The organism is Halomonas sp. KM072 (assembly GCF_050710315.1).
Classification (GTDB): Bacteria; Pseudomonadota; Gammaproteobacteria; order Pseudomonadales; family Halomonadaceae; genus Vreelandella; species Vreelandella hamiltonii.
Window position 1 is genome coordinate 2,957,742 of sequence record NZ_CP136132.1, and the last position, 19,908, is coordinate 2,977,649.

Genomic DNA, 19,908 nt, shown 5'->3' on the forward strand with positions numbered 1-19,908 from the left:
TTCGTTATCCTTATTAATTAACGCGTTCAAACGACTCATTAATAAATCAGAGAGGGCAGCCAAGTACTAAGCCACGGCATATAAGTAATAATGATCAGTGCTAGCAACATCAAAGCAATCAGCGGTAAGCACGCTTTAAATACTTCCTGAAGCGACATTTTAGATATCGCCATGGCCACAAATAGGTTTAGACCGACCGGCGGGGTAATCATACCGACCGAGAAATTGATCAGCGTAATGACCCCAAAATGCACTGGGTCTACTCCAACCTGTGCGGCGATAGGCTGCAATAGCGGCGAGAGCACGATGATGGCCGACGCGCTATCGAGGAAAAAGCCAGCAACGATCATCACGACATTAAACAGCGCCATTACTTGAAACGGGTCGTCTGTCCACGACAGCACCTCGCCAGCCAGTTGGCTGGGCGTACCGGTAATCGCGAGCAACCAAGAAAAGGCAGAGGCTCCCGCCGTAATCAGCAACAGCGTGGCAGAGATTAAACCGGAGCTTCGTAGCGTCCCCATCAATTCCGTGACATCAATGGTGCGATAAACCACCATGCCGACGAACAGTCCGTACATGCAGGCGACCGCTGCCGATTCGGTTGGAGTAAAGACGCCGCTATAAATACCACCCAGCAAAATCACTGGTAGTCCCAGGCCCCAGGCAGCATCTTTAAAGGCGACTAAAATTTGCCGCAGCGAAGGAAAAGGAGCGCGTTCGTAGCCTTTGATGCTGCTAAAGATGATGCAGTAGGCGATGAGAATCGAGGCAATCACAATGGCGGGCAGCAGGCCCGCTGCAAACAGCCGTCCCACCGACGTACCGGTCACTGAGCCGTAGATAATCAACGCAATACTCGGCGGCACGATCGGCCCCAAGGTACCGGCGGTGGCGATCAACCCAATCGCAAAGCGCTTATCGTAGCCAGCAGCGACAAGCGCCGGGAACATGATCGAGCCAATCGCCACCACCGTTGCCGGGCTCGAACCTGAAATGGCCCCGAAGAACAAACACGACAGCACCGTGGCCGCTGCCAAGCCTCCTGGCACCCACCCTACCAAGGCCTTGGCGAGATTGATCAGCCGGTCGGAAAGTCCGCCAATCCGCATTAGCTCTGCCGCCAGGATGAAGAATGGAATCGCCATCAGCGAGAAGTTGTTCATACCGGTAAACATGCGCATTGGTACGATGACGGGGTTGGTGGCACCAAAGAACTCGATGGCAAGGAACACCGCCAATGCCAAAGAGGCAAAGATGGGCAGCCCAAGCAGTAGCACGGCAAAAAAAATCGGTAATAAGGCAGTAATCATGGTCGCTCTCCAGGGTTAAATGAGCTTATCCGACTCAGCCACAAGCTCTTCGGAGAGACTTACCGGCGGCTTTTTCCAGACTTCATTGATGACCCATAAATAACGCAGAGTCAGCAGCACTCCGGAAACGCCAATCGGCAGATAGAACCATGCCATTGGCAGGCGGAGTGCCGCGGTCAACTGCCCGCGATCCAGCGTACTGAAATAGAGCACAAAGCCGTAATAGGTCATGAAGCCAGCGAACACGATACCGATCAGCGCTGCGATCATATGCAACCAACGGTTCACAGAGGGCGAGGCAATGGCATTCAGTACATCCACCGATATATGCGTGCCATGGCGCACCCCCATACTGGCGCCGACGAAACTCATACAGATAATGGAGTAAATAACGACTTCTTCAGCCCAAAATAGCGAACCGCTAAAGCCGTATCGATACACGACTTGGATGGTGGTGAGGATGGTCGCAATCGACATGAAAACGACCATCGCCACACTTTCCAAGCGATCAAGACATTTGTTGAGCGCTTCGAACATGAGATATCCACACCCTGAAAGGGGTAAGAAGAGAAGAGCAGGGCCTTAGCAGACACCCTGGATCAATATTCGATACCCACCGCGTCGTATACTTTATGTAGCAACTCAGTGGTGACGATATCTTCATACTCTTCGTGTACCGGCATGCTGGCTTCAATGAAGGCGTCACGCTGTTCTGGGGTGAGTTCGTTGATCGCTATTTCGTCTTTGATCTCTTCCATGATGGTCTCTTCGTCCTGCAGCGTTAGTGCACGGGACGTATCTCGACCGTTATCGAAGGCTTCCAACATGATCGCTTGCAGATCTTCCGGCAGCGAGTCCCAGGCGTCCTGGTTCATGACCGCCGCATAGGCGTGATACGCGTGATTGGTCAGCGAGAGGTAATCCTGCACTTCATGGAAGCGCATGGTGTAAATATTGGCGAGTGGGTTTTCCTGCCCCGACACCACGCCCTGCTGTAGGCCGTTATAAACTTCGGTGAAGGCCATGGCGGTGGCGTTCGCCCCCAGGTTTTCATAGGTGGAGATGATGATCGGTGCCTGCATGGTACGCATGCGGATACTGTTCATATCATCGGGGGTTTCGATTGGGCGATCATTATTGGTGATATGGCGAAAACCCGCTCCCCAGAAATTGAAGCCGTGCATGTTATGGCCGTTCAGCGTGTCGAGAATTTCGCGGCCCACTTCACCATCCAGAGTGTTTACCATGGTGTCGTAATCGGCAATCAAGAACGGTAGATCCAAGATCTGCATGCGCGGCTCAAAGTTACCCAGGGTAGCCGTTGGCGGGATGCCGATATCGACCAAGCCCATCTGAATCTGCTCAATGATTTCGACGTCACCACCCACCTGAGCGGCAGGAAGTACGTTAATCTCGATACGTCCGTCGGACTTTTCCTCTACCTCTTCTTTGAAGCGCAGCGCCGCCTGGCCGTTCGGCGTTTCTTCAATCAACACATGGGCAAAGCTGAAGGTATAGTCGGCCGCATGAAGTTGCGCCGCACTGAGAGAAGCAACGGCAATAGCCGCAGAGAGGGTGGCCTTTTTCAGCGTTAGTTTCATGTCCAGCACCTTATTTAGTTATGGTAAATTGATGTTTAGTTTCCTGTTATTGCAGTTGAGCAGGTTAAAAGGCCGCTCACGCCATCAAGCGTTCCATCGCATCCCCCAACGCTTCGCGCGGGGTACTACTCAGCAGTAAGGCAAGGGCAAGCCTTGCCTTGCGTGCGCTGATATCGTTGAGCGCGATCACTCCAGCCGACGTCAAATCGGCCAGGCTGCCGCGAAACTCATAGCTGGTGTTCACCGGCCCTTGAGCACAACTACTCACGACCGCGACAGGAACACCCGAGCTAACCAATGCGCGTATGTCGTTCATCCAACCAGGGGGCACATGGCCTCGGCCCAAGCCATCGATCACTATCCCTTTCGCACCACTCTCCACGCAGGCTTTCAACAGCGTGGACGACGCATCCAGATAAGCGGGCAGTAGGTCGACACGGGGAAGCGGGGTATTCCACTCTTCGACGGGGGGCGCTATCGCCGTTCCCGTGTGATATAGCTTGAGCCTTTGCCCATCGATATAGCCAAGCGAACCGACCCCAGGGGCGTCAAACCCATGCAATTGGAAGCTGCTCACTTTACGAGCATGGCGCGCGGTAAACAGCGTCTCGTTGAACACCACGACACAGCCCAGCTGACTCAATTGGGAATCTGCCGCCGCCACGATGGCATCGCAGATATTTTTAAAAGCGTCAGTACCTAGCTGGTGTGGCGCCCGCTGGGAACCGGTAATCACGCAGGGTTTATCTGCTGGCAGCGTCAGCGATAGAAAGTAAGCGGTCTCTTCCAAGGTATCGGTACCGTGGGTGATCACCAGACCGTCCACATCGGCTCGCGACAATGCTTTCCGCCCCTCGCAATGGAGTTCAGCCAGATCGGCGAGCGTAACGGCGTTACTCGGTTTCTGCAGGATCGACCTCACTTCTACCGTGGCGTCGACACCTAACGGCAGCGCCACTTGATCCAGCAACTGCTCGCCGCTTAATCCTCCTGACAGGCTTCGACCTGAATCACAGGGCTTGCTCGCAATAGTGCCGCCTGTGGTCAACACCACGATGTGTTTTTTGACCATGCATGTTCTCGTGTTTTTATGTCTAAAATAAAAAGACAGACATCAGATGTCTGATTTCAGACTAGGATGAAGAACGAGCCTTTCGCAAGGCCGCCAAACAAAATAATAGATAATAACTATATTTCCTTTAATTATATTAAGCCGAGTATCTTTAGCCGCTAGGCTTAGGGTATTGATAAAATGAAGAAAACACCGATGAGCCACGTGAGGCCCACATGAGTTTTAAACGCCAGCCCGAGCCTCGCTCGACACATGCACCTGCGTTTGGTGATTCAATGGAACGCAGTTCCGTTGCATTGCAACTGCTGGAACGCATTAAAGGTGCTCTAATACGGGGCGACCTCAATCCTGGAGATTACCTGCCCTCAGAAACGGAGCTGACACACACCCTGGGCATTGGCAAATCCAGCGTTCGTGAAGCGATCAAAATGCTGCAAGCAATAGGGATCGTTGAGGTAAAACGGGGTCAAGGCACCATGATTCGCCGAGAACCAGGCACGCCGCTCGTCGACCCGATGGCGTTCGGGATGATTCTGGCGCGAGGCATGACGCGGGATGTACTGGAGTTTCGCCGCATGTTCGAACCGGCTTACACACTTCAAGCAATGCACAGTGCAACGGCAGAGGATCACCTGCGAATACAGCAAAGTATCGACGCCATGGAAGAAGCTATCAGTGTGGGAGCTCAGACCTCGAAGCACGATATCGCCTTCCATCGTGCTATTTTACACAGCACACATAACCCTATGACGATTCGTGTCGGGGAAACGCTACTGCAACTCATTGAGGCTGCGCTGGAAACCTCTATGCGTTCGCTACCGAAAACAGCATTGAAGGACCATAAAGCAATCTATGCTGCCTTCAAGGCGGGTGATACCGACGGTATTCATGCAGCAATAGCCGTTAGTAGTGAAAGCTGGGAAACAAACCTTACCTATAAAGGCGACGGGGAATTAGGACCCGCATCAAGTTAATCGACTAGCAGCATCGACGAATCACTCATGATGTGAACTCTCTTTTGCACAAAGCCTCTCCCATTCACTTGGTTCTACGTGCTTCATATAACGTTGGAAAAGTGAGCCAACCCAAAAAAAGAGCGCCGCACCTTAAAAGGCTCGACGCTCTGCATCAGCAGTGAACTACTAACTGCTCAAATATAGCCACTGCCTCGCTTAAGTTTATACTCCCACCGGCCCTCCATCGCGCTTCTGGATGACCACGGTGGCTGCACGCGGGCGCACCTGGCCACTCGCTGACGCAGTGGCGTCTTGCACTAAGGCATTGCCATCTGCTGGCCAGTTGCCGGGGTGTTGGATGTTGATGAACAGCGCGGTTTTATCCGGCGTGGCAAAGATACCGGTGACTTCGCAGCCGTTCGGACCCACCGCAAAGCGCTTGAGCTGCTGTTGGTTGCTGCTGTTAATCACCGGGCCGGTGCCGCGAATGTCGTCCAGCCCGTTGGGCACCACCGCCAAAAGCTGATCGTTGGTATGCTCGGTAACACCTTCGTAGCCGTTGTCGGTTTGAATCCACAGAATACCTTGGCCACCGTCGCGCTCATCGAACCACAGGCCATCGGGGCTGGCAAACTGGTTCATCTCGTTTAACCCTGAGTGGTTATCCACATCGTCGGCCGCCGCGCCGAACACGAAGACCTCCCAGGTAAAGGCGTTGGGCAACCGGCTCTCCCGCCAACGGATCACATGCCCGGCTTCATTATTGGCACGGGGGTTCGCGGCGTTCACGGGCGCCGTTGCGAAACCTACTCCCGGCTCGGCCAGCTCGCTGCCATCGTTCGTGAAGGTCGCATCGCTGCCCTCTTCGCTGCGCTGGGAGTTATTGGTGAGCGTCAGGTATACCTCACCGGAGGCCGGGTCCACCGTGGCCCATTCGGGGCGGTCCATTGGCGTTGCGCCCATGAGGTCGGCCGCATCGCAGGTATTGATGATGATGCCTGCCAGGTCGTTCTCGGCTAGGCCAAGTGCGGCAGCCAGCGTGCGACCAGCCTGAGTTTTGGCACTCGGTGTGAGCGGCAGCCACTCGCCGCTACCATCAGCATGGAAGCGCGCCACGTACAGCGTGCCGTTATCCATATATTTACTGCCAATGGCGAGACGGTCGTACTCCGCGCCGGGACGGTTGGCATCGGCGGGATCCCAGGCGGCATCAGAGACGTATTTGTAGACGTATTCGTTGCGGGCATCGTGGCCTGAATAGTAAACGATCGGCTTGCCCGCTTCTAACTTGCCCAACCAGCACCCTTCATGACGAAAACGCCCCAGCGCCGTGCGTTTCACCGCGCGAGCACCGCTATAGGGGTCGACTTCGACCTGGTAGCCGAAGGTACGCGCTTCGTTGCGGTAGTCATCTTCGGCACGCTCACCGCGCGGAGTGATATCAAAGCGCTCGAACTCGCCGTTCTGCTCTGTCGCGTCGCCTGCCGAGGTATCCCAACCGTAGCGGCTTTTATCGGTGGGAATACCGATGCGTGCATCGTCTGGGAAGCGCTCGCCACGGTTGACGAAGATATCGGGCCAGTTCTCTTCACAGGCGATATAGGTGCCCCAGGGGGTCACGCCGTTACCACAGTTGTTGTTAGTACCTCGGGTTTGCGTGCCGTCAGGGGAGAATTGGGTTTTCACATAGTCGCTACCGGCCACGGGGCCGGCAAGGTCCATCACCGTGGCGCTGGTGAAGCGGCGGTTATAGGGAGAGTCGGTCACGTGCGACCACTGCCCGCTGGCGTTTTTTTCAACCTCCACGAGGGTGACGCCATGGGCGTTGATTTCGGTGCGCGACTCTTCCGCCGGGCGTTTGCCTCCCGCATTGGTAGGGCCACCCTGGGGCGCCCATAGCGCATCCTGCTCGATATACTCATTGTTGAGCGCTAGCACGAAACGCCGCGACGCGCTGTCGACATCCAAGGCGAATCCGGCCATACCATCGTGGTTCATGCCAACGCTATCGGCCTGGCGCTCGGCGGTCATGTGTAGATCGGGCTGCCACTCTGCGGATGGGGTGAGCGGCGTGCCCCAGGGCACCAGCACCTGGGCCACATAGCCTTCCGGTACCACCACCGCATCGGTGCGAGAACCACGCACCGCTTCAAATGCGAGAGTCAGCGGCGTCTTGGCCTGCTCGCCTGCTAGCGCTTGGGCTGCGCCGCCAAACCCCAACATCGACGACGCCGCCAGCCCCAGGCCGCCCCGCATCACATCGCGCCGAGAGACGTGCTTTGCCAGTACCTCGGCAAATGGCTGGTTATGGCTGTGGTTAAACAGGCGGTGATCTTCGATTGCCTTGCTCATGGTACTCCCCTCGTCATCATTAGCCCGTACGAACTACGTGTTGTTTTCGAGGGAGAGTATTAGGTAAAGATGAAAGATGTATGACGCAATCACGACGGTTTATTGACGACCGAGCATGCCGTGGGCCATTAGGACTAAATCGGTACCTTGTGGGTCGACACCACCTCCCGCAGCCCCATGAACGAACGAATCTGACGCACGCCGGGCAGGTAGAGTAACTGCTCGGCGTGTAGCCGGTTGAAGCTTTGGCTGTCCCTGGTGCGCACCAGCATGAAGTAGTCGAACTCCCCCGTAACCACGTGGCACTCCATGCAGCCCGACACTTTTTGAGCCGCCGCCTCGAACGCCGCGAAGGATTCTGGCGTCGAGCGGTCCAGCACCACGCCAATCAACACCACCATGCCGGCCTGCAGGGGCTCCGGGTTCAGGTGGGCCACGATTCGGCTGATCACCCCGTCCCGCTTGAGCTTTTCGACACGCCGCAAACAGGCCGCAGGGCTGAGGTTCACCTGCTCGGCCAGCGCCACATTGGAAAGCGTCGCATCCTCCTGAAGCAGCTTGAGAATACGCTTGTCGATACGATCCAGCTCACCGCCCATGGCATGGGGCTCCGAGGCCCCTCCCGCTCGCTTGGCACTCATTATTGTTTACTCAAATAACGAATTTACGAATTAATCGAACCTACAAACGCAATCAGACAATTCATTATTGTTTATAACCCCCTTATTTCGCAACCCGCCTGGACACACATACGCCTACTATAAACCTCAGTGAGCACGCCAACGTTCCAACCACCGTTACCCAGCGATCCTTGTCTATCGCGTTGACTGCCAATGCAGGAGCTTGCCATGAACCTTGAACGCTACCCCCGTTATCCACTGACGTTCGGCCCCTCCCCGATCACACCTCTCAAACGGCTGAGCGCCCATCTGGGCGGCGAGGTCGAGCTGTATGCCAAGCGCGAGGACTGCAACAGCGGCCTGGCCTTCGGCGGCAACAAGACCCGCAAACTGGAGTACCTCATTCCCGAAGCGCTGGAGCAGGGCTGCGATACGCTGGTGTCGATTGGCGGAATCCAGTCCAACCAGACGCGTCAGGTGGCTGCCGTCGCGGCGCACCTGGGCATGAAGTGCGTCCTCGTGCAGGAGAACTGGGTGAACTACTCCGATGCGGTGTATGACCGGGTCGGCAATATCGAGATGTCGCGCATCATGGGGGCCGACGTTCGCCTGGACGCCGCCGGTTTCGATATCGGCATTCGCCCTAGCTGGGAGCAGGCCATGGAGGATGTGCGCCAGCAGGGCGGCAAGCCGTTCCCCATTCCCGCGGGCTGTTCCGAACATCCCTACGGCGGTTTGGGCTTCGTCGGCTTTGCCGAAGAGGTACGCCAGCAGGAGAAAGAGCTGGGCTTTACCTTCGACTACATCGTGGTGTGCTCGGTGACCGGCAGCACCCAGGCCGGGATGGTGGTGGGCTTTGCCGCCGATGGCCGCGCCCAGCGGGTGATCGGCATCGACGCCTCGGCCAAGCCTGAGCAAACCCGGGCGCAGATTCTGCGCATTGCCCGCCATACCGCCGAGCTGGTCGAACTGGAAGGCGGCATTGCCGATGACGATGTGATCCTGGACACCCGCTACGGCGGCCCCGAATACGGCCTGCCCAATGACGGCACGCTGGAGGCCATTCGCCTTTGCGCCCGCCTGGAAGGCGTGCTCACCGACCCGGTGTACGAAGGCAAATCCATGCACGGCATGATCGATAGGGTGCGCAACGGCGAGTTTCCGGCGGGATCCAAGGTGCTGTATGCCCACCTGGGCGGCGCTCCCGCGCTCAATGCCTACAGCTTCCTGTTCCGCAACGGCTGACCAGACCGAGTGTGGTTGGGCCATGCCCAAGCCCGAGCGGGCAACTGCTCGGGCTTTTTGGCGAGGGGTGGCCAATCCAACAAAAGCTATACAAATATGTCACATCCATTAGACTCATCTGGCATGCCTGCAAGCCAATGAGGTGACACCATACCATCGCCACTCCCCCTTCGCCTGACCCTGGACGAACTGGCCCAACTGGCCGAACCGCGGCCCGAGGTCGAACTGCACGGGCTCGACATGGGCTGGTACATTGTCCGGCTCCATCGTGACGACTCCGTCAGTCTGCTCAGCACGGCCCAAGGGGCAATCCCCTCGTGGCTTTCAACCTGACCTGCCGATAAGATGGTCAATGAGCCATCATGGGCTTCCAAGCAGTTGTTTCAAAAAGTTTTCCCAGAGGATGGGCTCTATGCGTGACGAAGAGAAGTACACCAATACCGAAGAACAACTGCTGTACCTGCAAAAGTTGTTGGATGACGAAGACACCCTAGCCCTGCACGAACTGTTCAATGAACTCGATTTTCTGGCCATCGCGCGCACCCTCGAGTCGTTCCCTGCCAAGACCCGAGACCAGCTATGGGACTACATTCCCGAAACCATCATTGGTGAGGTGCTGGCGGAAGTCGACGAAGACATCCGCGCCGACTACATCGAAGACCTGACCGCCAGCGATGTCGAGCAGATCGTCAAAGGCCTGGACGCTCAGGAAGTCGCCGAGGTTCTCGATGTTGCGGACGAAGAGATCAAAACGTCCGTTTATGCCAGCCTGGACCAGGAGATTCGCGCCCAGGTCGAAAACCTCTACACCTATGAAGAGGACATGGTGGGCCGTTACATGGACCCGGAAACGGTCAATGTAAAACAAGGCGTCTCCCTGGAAGCCGTTCAGCGCTACATTCGTATCCATCGGCTGCTGGATGTCGACTCTCAGCAGGTCATGGTGACCGACAAGGATAAACGCCTGCTCGGTACACTGACGCTGATCGACCTGGTCAAGCAGTCGCAGGAGTGCTCCGTCGACGAATTCATGGATAGCGCGCCTTATACCTTGCATGACCAGATGAAGGTCAGCGACGCTGCCAGCCTGCTGCGCTCGAAAGAGCTTCATTTCGTGCCCGTGTGCAACAGCGAAGGGCAGTTGGTGGGCCAATTGAATGCCGCCGACATACTCGAAATCACTCAGGATGACGCAGACCTGACGCTGAAACACATGTCCGGCGTCAGCGATGAGGAAGAAGTGTTCACCCCCATCTTACGCAGCGCGAAAAGCCGGGGTATCTGGCTGGGCATCAATTTGCTGACGGCTTTTCTGGCAGCCTTCGTCATTGGCCAGTTCGAGGCGGTGCTGGACCAGATCGTGGCACTCGCCATTCTCATGCCGGTCGTGGCCAGCATGGGAGGGATTGCCGGAAGCCAGACCCTGACCGTGGTCATACGCGGTTTGGCCCTGGGGCAAATTGCCGGTAACAACAAACGCTGGCTCTATAACAAGGAGCTTTGGGTCGGCATGAGCAACGGCCTGGTATGGGCCCTGGTGGTGGGCGGCATTTCCTACCTGTGGTTTGGCCAGACCCTGATCACGCTAGTCATTACCCTCGCCATCTTCATCAACATGAGCCTCGCCAACCTCTCGGGCGTACTGATCCCGCTGGTGCTGAAGCGCCTGCAGATCGACCCGGCTCTGTCTGGCGCGGTCATTCTGACCACCGTGACGGATGTAGTGGGATTCCTCTCGTTTCTGGGGCTCGCGACGCTGATCATTTTGTGATCAGCCAAGCGGTCTATCGGGTAAGATGTCCTTCGCCCGCTAACCTTTAACCGACCCAAGCATTCGAGGCGCCCATGCTTCCTGATTACTCCGTCATCGCCTGGCTGTTGATCATCTTTTCTGTCTATTTGACCGGGGTGTCCAAGGGCGGATTCGCAGGCGGGTTCGGCACGCTGTCGGTGCCCTTGATGGCCCTGGCGATCAGCCCTACCCAGGCGGCGGGGCTGCTGCTGCCGCTATTGCTGGTGATGGATGCATTTGCCGTCAAAGCGTGGTGGGGTAAGCACGATAGCGCGGAGGTATGGCGCTTTGTGCCGGGGCTTTTCATTGGCGTGACGGTGGGCACTTTGCTGTTTGGCAGCCTGAGCGAGCAGGGCGTGCGGCTGGTGCTGGGCATTCTCTCGGTCGTGTTTGCGGCCTATATGCTGCTCAAGCCCGTGGCGAAAAAACCCATTTCCACCTACTGGGCACTGCCCGCCTCTAGTGTGTGCGGCTTTACCAGCTTCATTGCCCACGCGGGCGCGCCACCGATGAACATGTACCTGATGCCGCGCAAGCTCACGAAAGAGACCTTTATTGCCACCTGTACGGTGACCTACGCGGTGGTCAACAGCATCAAGCTGGGCCCTTACGTATGGCTTGGCGAGGTCAACATGACCAGCGCCTGGGCCTCGCTGCTGCTGGTACCGGTTGCCTGGATCGGGGTGCGCAACGGCCTCTGGCTGCAAAGCCGCGTCAATGAAAAGCTGTTTTATCGTCTGGTGATCATGGCCATGTTCGTGGTGGGCCTCAACCTGGTCTGGCAGGCGCTGCGCTAGCGGCAAGCATTACAGCGCCACGATCAACAGGCCCAGCAGCATCACCAGCGTGCTCAGCGTCTTGGCGCTGGAGGCAGGCTCCTTGAGCCACAGCACCCCCATCAGCACGCCAACCGGAATCGAGAGCTGGCGCAGCGCCACCACGTAGCTGACCTCGTCGGTCAGCGCCATGGCCATGAGCACCAGCCCGTAGGTACAGGTCATCATCAAGCCCGTGGCCACCAGCATCGTCAGCCCCTGCTGTCGCAGCGCAGGCAATCGGCGGCGCTCTGCCGGCAACACGGCCAACAGCGGGAGCGCCCACAGCAGCGTCATCAATGCCTGCAGAACCATGAAGACCGCCCCTGCCGTCAGGCTGCTATGGCCAGCGCCTTGCATGACGCCCAGGGCTTGCTTGTCGATCAGCGAGTACCCCACGGTGCCCACCGCCGCCAGCAGCGCAAAGCCCATGGCGGGGGAAAGATACGAAGCAAGACGGCGAGCCTCGGGTCGGCTGAGCGGCAAGCCCAGCGCCCCTAGCATGATCAGCAGCATGCCGACGCCATCCCAGAGGCCAAGGCCACGATTGCCCAGCCAGGCAATCGATACCAGTGGCACCATCACCACCGGCAAGGCACGGGCAATGGGATAGAGGACGCTCACCTCTCCCCGGGCGTAGGCCCAGGCGAGCCCTCCCATATAGAGCATCTGGCAAAACCCGGACAGCACCAGCCAGCCCCAGAAGGCACCCGGCAGCGCCGTCAAGGAGGGGCCCAGCACCAGCAGCGGCAACAGCGCCACACCCCCAGCGCCATAAGCCAGCGCAAACGACCCAAGCGAGGGCGCGTTGCGCTTGCCCAGCACGTTCCACCCTGCGTGCATGCACACAGAGACCAGCACCAGCGCGAGCGCGGTGGAACTCATACGGAAGCCACCAGGGCAGGATCAGCGGGGTAGTTGATGAAACGGTAATCAGGCAGGTCGTGCGTCATGGGCTGGCAAATGCGTGGTGGGTTGACGGTTCACAAAGCTAAATGCTCTGCTCGGTATCGGCTCGCCAGTCTAAGCGTCGCCAGCCTTCGACGCCAGCCACCTCCGCCAGCACCGGGTCCGGGTTGACGGCAATCGCACAATCGACATATTGCAGCAGCGGCAGGTCGTTGCGGGAATCGGAATAGAACGTGGTATGGCACGCTGGACGCCCCTGCTCCGCCAGCCACTGCTGTAGCCGCGTGACCTTGCCGCCACGGTAGGAAAGCACCCCCACGCTGCGCCCGGTGTACACGGCGCCGCCTGGCAAGCGGTCCTGCTCCAGCTCCACCGCCAGCACGTGGTCGATCCCCAGCATGGCCGCTATGGGCGCGACCAGATGGCAGGCCGACGCCGAGATCAAGACCAGCGTATCGCCCGCCTGTCGGTGCACATCGAGACAGCGCCATGCCTGTTCGAAGATGCGTGGCTGCAGGTGAGTAGCCACGAAACGCTCGACTTCTTTTTGAACGTCGTCGACCCGACGGCCACGCAACGGCGCCAGCGTCATGGCCAGGTACTCTTCCAGCTTCAACTTGCCCGCATGATAAGCCTGCTGCATCGCTTCTGCGCGGGCCAGGAACCCTTCGGCATCGCTGACCCAGCCTTGCTCTATCATCCATAAATTCCAGCGGTCGCTGCAGTCTCCATCCAGGAGGGTGTCATCAAGGTCGAACAGGGCCAGGCGCATGGCAAACTCCTATCGTCGCGGTATGGCGCGCGTAGGGTATGCCATGGATGATGACAGGACGATGACGCGCGGCTAGCCCTGGCGGCTTAGCCAGGTGGCGGCAAACTCAGCCGCCGGCAGAGGCCGCCCAAACCAATACCCCTGAGCCTGATGACAGCCCAGTTGTGCCAGCAGCTCGGCCTGGGCCTGCTGCTCGACACCCTCGGCCAGGGTTTTCATGCCCAGCGCGTTGGCCATGGCGATGATGGTCTGCACGATGGCGCGATCATGGGGGTTGTCCAGCATGTCGCGCACGAAAGAGATATCGATTTTCAAGGCATCCGCCTCGAATCGGCGCAAATAGGAAAGTGACGAATATCCGGTGCCAAAGTCATCGATCAGCAGCGCATACCCCGCCTGACGCATGGCCTGGGTAATCATGACCGCCTGGTCCGGATCCCGCATGAAGTCGCTTTCGGTCAGCTCCAGGGCCAGCGCTTGCGGCGGCACTCCTTGGGTGAGCCGCGCGACGTGCTCGGTCAGCCGTGGGTCGGCAAACTGCTGGGCGGCCATGTTGATCGACAGCCGCCCAGGCAGCGGAGTGCCCGCCACCTGCCAGTCCGACCACTGACGCGCCGATGCTTCCAATACCCAATCGCCCAGCAGGCGGATCAGCCCACGCCGTTCGGCAAGGGGGATGAACTCGCCGGGGCTGACCCAACCCCACTCCGGGTCATGCCAGCGGCAGAGCACTTCGGCACCGGTCAGTGCATAGGTCTCAAGGTCTACCTGCGGCTGAAAGTAGAGTTCCAGACGCCGCTCGATGATGGCGCGGTGCAAGCGTTCGGTCATCCACTGCTGGCGCTCCAGCGTGCGGCGCATGGTCTGCGTATAGGGAGATATGCCCGCATCGCGCTGCTTGGCATCGTGCAGCGCAATGCTGGCGGCGTTGAACAGCTCGGCGGGGGCGGCCACGTCGCTGGGGTAGCGCGCGAAACCGATGCTGGCATCCAACTGAAACTCACGGTGCTCCAGATGAATCGGGTGCCTGATGGCCTCGATCACTTGCCTGATGAAGGCTTCCAGTGCTACTCCCTGATGCTGCGGCAGAAGTAGTGCGAACTCATCGCTGGAGAGCCGCGCGCAGTGGCCGCTCAGGTCATGCAGCCGCTGGAGACGCCTGGCGACGGTGGCCAGCAACGCGTCTCCCACCTGATGGCCATGCAGGTCATTGATCTCCTTGAAACGACGCAGGTCCAGCAGCACCAGTGTCAGCGACTTACGCTCGCACTGGGCCTGAGCGCCCAGCGTCGCCAACTGCTCCATGAAATGGGCGCGATTGGGCAGCTCGGTGATGGTATCGATGTAGGCCAACTGGTGAATACGGCGATGATCTCGGCGCCGCTCTAGCTCGGCCGCCGCACCGGTCGAGAGTATTTGAAGCACCGATGTGGCAAAGGCATTGGTGGACAGCGGCTGTCGGTAGAACACCATCATGACCCCAATGGCATCACCCTGGGCATTATCCAGCCGCCGCCCGATCCAGGCCTCGGCCCTCAGGGCGTTGCCCGGCAGCCAGTAGCCAGCACTGTGCAGTTCGGTACTTTCCTGTTCGATGACCACTTGCTCGGCGGGCGTGCCAGGCAAGGCAAAGTGCCCGCTCGCCTGAGCCTGGCCGTCCACGACCAGGCTGACCAGACTGGCGGTGCGTACCGGCATGGCACCGGTTGCATCAGGCAAGCCTTCACCAGGCAGAGGGGGCTCCAGCAGGGCAATCAAGCCTGCATCTGCCTCCAGCAGGCGCGTCAGGGTCGTGATCAGCTCAAGGAAGTAGTCATCCCCGATCCGCGAGGTCACCGTGGACGCCACCTCCACCACGGCTTGCTGCACCCGCTGCGACACTTGCTGATCGGTCACATCGGTAATGAAGCCTTCAAAGCAGAGCGGCTCGCCGCTCTGCGTATAGATGGCCTGGCCCTGCTCCCAGACCCAGCGTTCGCGCCCATCGCGATGCCGGAGCCGATAGATCACGCGGAAAGGGCAGCGTTCTTCGACCGCCCGCTGCGCGGCCGCCGAGAGGCGAGGGAAGTCTTCTGGGTGCACCAGCTCACCAAAGCTGATGACGCGACTTTTCACCAACTCATCCGGGTGGTATCCGGTCAGCGCCGTGGCGCCTTGGCTCACCAGCAGCATGGTCCAGTCGCGATCGTTTTGGCACCGGTACGCCATGCCGGGCAGGTGATTGAGCAGGGTATCCAGACGCCGCTCGCTCTCTTTGGCTGCCAGCTCGCTTGCCTGCAAGGCGCTTTCGGCCTGGCGACGGCCCAGCTCGGCCCCCGCCTGGGCTGCCGCAATACGCAGGATTTCGTTCTCGAGCCCATCGAATGCCCGTGGCCGATTGCTCAATACCGCCAGAATGCCAATGGCCGCACCATCGGCAGCAAACAGCGGCAAGCCCATGTAGCTCTCGGCGCCCAATTGCACCAATAGCTCATCTTGCGGAAAACGCTCTTGCACGTTGCAGGGGTAGAGGCAGGGTTGGTGGCCCACGACGGTTTCGCAGGGTGTCCCCGTCAACGAGTAGCGGATATTGCTCGCCAGCGCACCGCTTGACCATACGGACAAGGTTTCCGCTATATTAGGCGCTCGGATCGCTGCGATCAGGACATGCTCTACCGCCACCAGTCGCGCCAACTGCTCCACCAGCGCATCGAAAAAGGAGGGCCGGTGGCTATGCCCAAGCCCTTCTGCCAGTTGGCGAAACATCTCTGCTGCTTCTTGTCTGGTGTGCATCACGGCACTCGCTTGTGTCATTTTTAAGCAGCTCGGCTTTGACTCTTTTTAACCTGAATTCAGGTAAAAAAACACAGTGACATTTGCAGCATAAACCAGGGTCTTAGGGATAGAGGCTGTACCACCGTCATATCGGTGCGGCGTACACTATGGTAAACAATAGCTTTCCCTATACGATAAGTCGCCCACTCCGCTGTTCGGCGTACGAGGAGATCACATGACGGGCTCAGCCGCCATCAGCGACGCGTTCTACCATGAGCTTGCCAGTCAGCTCCCCCCTACCCTGGGGAGCACACTGCAGAAGTGTCAGGGGCTTCCGTCACTGCCTGCCGTTGCCATGCGTGTCCTGGAAGTTGCCAGCACGGCTGAGGCGACCCTGACGGACTATGCCACGACCATCGAACATGACCCTGCCCTGACGGCCAGAGTGCTGAGCGTGGCCAACAGCGTGCACTACCTGCGCGCCAGCCAACCGCCCTTGACCTGTTTCGAAGCGACCCAACGGCTGGGCACCGATGCCACTCTGGCAACGGTGCTCAGCTTCAAGCTATTTGAACAGCACAACGGTACGCCTAGCCAGCGCCTTTATTGGCAGCGCGCCTTTACGGCGGCCGTTACGGCCAGCTACTTCGCCCAACAGCACTGCCCTGAACAGGCAGGACGGGTGTTCACAGCCGCACTGTTGCAGGACATTGGCATGCTTGCCTTGCAGAAAGCCTTCCCGGCAGATGCGGAGCCTCTTTATGGTCATGAAGGCGTGACACATCAACAGGTCATACAGGCCGAGCAATGCCTGTTTGGCTGCGATCACGCGCTGGTGGGTGCATGGCTACTGTTGAAGTGGGGCGTACACGAGACACTGGCGCGTAGCGTGTATGAAAGCCATGGTCCGCTGGATACCGACAACCTGGCGGATCTGTGCATCCGTTTGTCGGGGCTGGTGGCCGATGCCTGGCTCTCCCCCGACCCGGCCCAGGCACTGGCGCTGCTGATGCGCCAATCAAGCCTGATGGCACTCCCTCAGCCATTGGCCCTTGATACGCTGCTGACCCATCTGCAGCAAACGCTGCCACCGCTGTCGCACTCGCTCGACATTCCGCTAGCCGTGACCGTGGATAGTTACTCGTTGATCGAACGTGCCCATCAGCGCTTGTTCGAACACACGCTGATGCTCAGCACTCAGCTGGAAGCGCAGCAGAGGAGCAGTGAATCGCTCCTGAAGGACTACACGCAGCTCGAACAACGTAGCCGCATCGACCCGCTGACCCAGCTAGCCAATCGCGCCTGGCTGGAAGAGCAGTTGCATGAATGCTTCGAACGCTGCCGCTCCCGGCAGCGCACGCTCTCGGTCGTGTTCATCGACCTGGATCACTTCAAGGTGCTGAATGACCGCTACGGCCACCAGGCAGGCGACCAGGTGCTTGCCCAGTTCGGCAGTACGCTGTCGGCCCTGACTCGGGCGGGTGACCTGGCGGGCCGCTATGGCGGTGAGGAGTTTCTGGTCATCCTGCCCGACGAAACGGCCGAAACGGCTCAGCATTTTGCCGAACGGATTACCCAACGCCTGCAGGAGCAGCCCATGGCCGAGGTTGGCCGGGAGCTGCTTTATATCTCCGTCTCGATCGGTATTGCGTGTCTCGACGATGGCGAGTTTGCCAATGAAAGAGAGATGATCGACGCCGCCGACCAGAGCATGTACGCCATCAAGCGCGCTGGTCGGGGCGGTATTGCCGTATATGGGCGTGATCTTCCCTCTCGTTAACGATTCATCGCCTGGGGCAGGTACAGCGCAATTTCAGGGAAGATATGCATCAAGGCGATTGCCAACAGCATCAGCAGAAAGAACGGTAGCGTTGCCTTGGTGATGGTCAGGATATCCTTGCCGGTAAGCCCCTGGATCACGAACAGGTTGAACCCGACGGGCGGCGTGATTTGCGACATCTCCACCACGATCACCAGATAAATCCCGAACCAGATCAAATCAAAGCCCGCCGCACTGACCACCGGCATAATGATGGCGGTCACCAGCAGAATCAGTGAAATACCGTCCAGAAAGCAGCCCATCACCAGCAGCAGAGCCGTCAAGGCAATGAGCAGCACCGTCGGCGACAGCCCCATTTCCCCAATGGCACGGGCCAGCTGCATGGGCACCTGAGTAAAGCCCATGGCCGAGGTCAGGAACGAGGCCCCGGCAATGATGAAGGCGATCATGCACGCCGTCCGCACCGCCGCAAACAGTGAGCTGGTGAAAATGGCTCGGTTGAAGTGGCCGTTGAAGTAAGCAATCACCATCGACAGCACGACCCCCACGGCGGCGGCTTCCGTCGGCGACGCCAAACCACCGTAAATGGACACGATAATGCCGCCGATCAGCAGCAGTATCGGCATGAGCGCCCAGGTATTGCGCAGCTTTTCCGCCAGGCTCATGCTCGACTCGTCGGCACCGGTCAACTGTTCCCGGTTGCCCTTGAGCAGCGCCCAGAGCACCAGATATGCCATGAACAGGGCCAGAATCATCAGGCCCGGCCCGATACCGGCCATGAACAGCCGTGAGATCGACTGCTCGGTCACCACGCCATACACGATCAGCACGATGGAGGGAGGAATGAGCAGGCCCAGGGTGGACGCACTGGCCAACGTACCAATGGCCATATTGCTGTCGTAGCCTCGACGTTCCAGCTCCGGCAGGGTCATTTTACCGACCGTGGCACAGGTGGCTGCCGACGAACCGCACACCGCCGCGAACATGCCACTGCCGATGATATTGGTATGCAGCAGACGGCCCGGCAGGCGGTTCAACCAGGGCGACAGGCCACGGAACATGTTGTCGGCCAGCCCCGAGCGAAACAGAATCTCGCCCATCCAGATGAACATGGGCAGCGCCGTCAAATCCCAGCCATAGCTGGCACCCCAGAAATCGGAGGCCAGAATCGGCCCCGGTGAAAACGGGCTAAAAAACTCCAACGCGATCCACGCCGTTCCGATCAGCGCAAACGCGATCCACACCCCACTGCCCAACAGCAGCACCAGGGTAAACATCGTCACCAAGCTAAGTAGTAGCACAGGAATTCTCCAGAGTAGCCGAGCTAGGGCATCTCGCTGTCATCGGTGGCCGTCGCTTCGCGGAAGCTGGACGGGTCGCGGGCGGCAATGCGCAGCGCCGTGATCAGCGCTTCCAACAGCGCCAGACACAGTAATCCCACCCCCGTGGCTAACACGGTTTGCGGAATCCACAGCGGAATGGCCATGAACCCCGACGAGACATCGTTGTATTGCAGGCTTTCCCTGGCCAGTTCGATCAGCCCGTACCCCAGCAGCAGGCTGATGGCCAGCGCGACGATGAGACCGAAGACTTCAAACCAGACGCGAATGGCGGACGGCAGTCGCGAAATCAGCAGGGTGACACGAATGTGTGCGTGGTGAACGAAGGTGTAGGCCAGCCCCAGAAAGGTGGCGCCGACCAGCAGGTAAGAGGCCATTTCCGAGACCCCAGTAATGCTGATGCCCAGCCGCCCCAGGCCCACCAGCACCAGCAGTGCATCCACCAGCCGGAAGGTGACCTGCAGGGCGATCAGCGCACAAATCGCCACCATGCACGCGGCGGCTCCCCAGGCACCCAGGCGGTAGAGTTTGTCGAATTTAAACGTCATGTTCGCATGTCTCGCACAGTGCGCAGAGAAGAAGGGGCG

Annotated in this window: 16 protein-coding genes; 5 read left to right on the forward strand and 11 right to left on the reverse strand. The window is 58.8% G+C overall.

The annotated features are described in order from the left end of the window. Positions 1-38: 38 nt before the first annotated feature. From RVM26_RS13995 to RVM26_RS14010, 4 genes are all read right to left on the reverse strand, one after another. Entirely contained in the window at positions 39-1,313 is a 1,275-nt protein-coding gene (locus RVM26_RS13995) for a TRAP transporter large permease (RefSeq protein WP_498939267.1), read from the reverse strand. Between the two features lie 15 nt (positions 1,314-1,328). After that, positions 1,329-1,850, reverse strand: coding sequence for a TRAP transporter small permease (locus tag RVM26_RS14000; protein ID WP_239297147.1), 522 nt, complete (start codon positions 1,848-1,850; stop codon positions 1,329-1,331). Between the two features lie 62 nt (positions 1,851-1,912). After that, a complete protein-coding gene (locus tag RVM26_RS14005; RefSeq protein WP_498939270.1) occupies positions 1,913-2,914 on the reverse strand; it encodes a TRAP transporter substrate-binding protein in 1,002 nt (333 codons plus the stop codon). Between the two features lie 76 nt (positions 2,915-2,990). After that, positions 2,991-3,986 (reverse strand): asparaginase, encoded by a 996-nt coding sequence (locus RVM26_RS14010; RefSeq protein WP_498939272.1) that lies wholly within the window; start codon positions 3,984-3,986, stop codon positions 2,991-2,993. Between the two features lie 215 nt (positions 3,987-4,201). Between RVM26_RS14010 and RVM26_RS14015 the strand changes: the two genes are divergently transcribed. Then, positions 4,202-4,960 (forward strand): FadR/GntR family transcriptional regulator, encoded by a 759-nt coding sequence (locus RVM26_RS14015; protein WP_498939274.1) that lies wholly within the window; start codon positions 4,202-4,204, stop codon positions 4,958-4,960. A 204-nt stretch (positions 4,961-5,164) separates the two neighbouring features. Here the strand turns inward: RVM26_RS14015 and RVM26_RS14020 are convergent, their stop codons facing one another. Next, positions 5,165-7,294 carry a PhoX family protein gene (locus tag RVM26_RS14020; RefSeq protein ID WP_498939276.1) on the reverse strand — a complete coding sequence of 710 codons (2,130 nt, stop codon included), beginning with the start codon at positions 7,292-7,294 and terminating at the stop codon, positions 5,165-5,167. Between the two features lie 134 nt (positions 7,295-7,428). Continuing rightward, positions 7,429-7,935, reverse strand: coding sequence for an Lrp/AsnC family transcriptional regulator (locus RVM26_RS14025; RefSeq protein WP_498939278.1), 507 nt, complete (start codon positions 7,933-7,935; stop codon positions 7,429-7,431). 207 nt (positions 7,936-8,142) lie between these two features. Between RVM26_RS14025 and RVM26_RS14030 the strand changes: the two genes are divergently transcribed. From RVM26_RS14030 to RVM26_RS14040, 3 genes are all read left to right on the forward strand, one after another. Next, a complete protein-coding gene (locus tag RVM26_RS14030) occupies positions 8,143-9,159 on the forward strand; it encodes an aminocyclopropane-1-carboxylate deaminase (RefSeq protein ID WP_498939280.1) in 1,017 nt (338 codons plus the stop codon). 412 nt (positions 9,160-9,571) lie between these two features. Further along, entirely contained in the window at positions 9,572-10,930 is a 1,359-nt protein-coding gene (mgtE, locus tag RVM26_RS14035) for a magnesium transporter (RefSeq protein ID WP_498939282.1), read from the forward strand. A gap of 74 nt (positions 10,931-11,004) precedes the next feature. Then, positions 11,005-11,748 carry a sulfite exporter TauE/SafE family protein gene (locus RVM26_RS14040; RefSeq protein ID WP_287804467.1) on the forward strand — a complete coding sequence of 248 codons (744 nt, stop codon included), beginning with the start codon at positions 11,005-11,007 and terminating at the stop codon, positions 11,746-11,748. Between the two features lie 9 nt (positions 11,749-11,757). Here the strand turns inward: RVM26_RS14040 and RVM26_RS14045 are convergent, their stop codons facing one another. From RVM26_RS14045 to RVM26_RS14055, 3 genes are all read right to left on the reverse strand, one after another. Beyond that, a complete protein-coding gene (locus tag RVM26_RS14045) occupies positions 11,758-12,651 on the reverse strand; it encodes an EamA family transporter (protein WP_218313957.1) in 894 nt (297 codons plus the stop codon). A 106-nt stretch (positions 12,652-12,757) separates the two neighbouring features. Beyond that, positions 12,758-13,447: an HAD family hydrolase gene (locus RVM26_RS14050; protein WP_498939285.1), complete on the reverse strand. Its 690-nt coding sequence runs from the start codon at positions 13,445-13,447 to the stop codon at positions 12,758-12,760. A gap of 72 nt (positions 13,448-13,519) precedes the next feature. After that, positions 13,520-16,219, reverse strand: a complete 2,700-nt coding sequence (locus RVM26_RS14055; protein ID WP_498939287.1) for a bifunctional diguanylate cyclase/phosphodiesterase — start codon at positions 16,217-16,219, stop codon at positions 13,520-13,522. 217 nt (positions 16,220-16,436) lie between these two features. Here RVM26_RS14055 and RVM26_RS14060 point away from each other — a divergent pair, with 217 nt between their 5' ends. Next, positions 16,437-17,981 (forward strand): sensor domain-containing diguanylate cyclase, encoded by a 1,545-nt coding sequence (locus RVM26_RS14060; RefSeq protein ID WP_498939289.1) that lies wholly within the window; start codon positions 16,437-16,439, stop codon positions 17,979-17,981. Here the strand turns inward: RVM26_RS14060 and RVM26_RS14065 are convergent. Next, on the reverse strand, positions 17,978-19,282 hold the full coding sequence (locus RVM26_RS14065) for a TRAP transporter large permease (RefSeq protein ID WP_498939291.1): 1,305 nt from the start codon (positions 19,280-19,282) through the stop codon (positions 17,978-17,980). The genes RVM26_RS14060 and RVM26_RS14065 overlap by 4 nt on opposite strands. Positions 19,283-19,305: 23 nt before the next feature. Next, positions 19,306-19,869: a TRAP transporter small permease gene (locus RVM26_RS14070; RefSeq protein WP_039174996.1), complete on the reverse strand. Its 564-nt coding sequence runs from the start codon at positions 19,867-19,869 to the stop codon at positions 19,306-19,308. Positions 19,870-19,908: the final 39 nt, after the last annotated feature.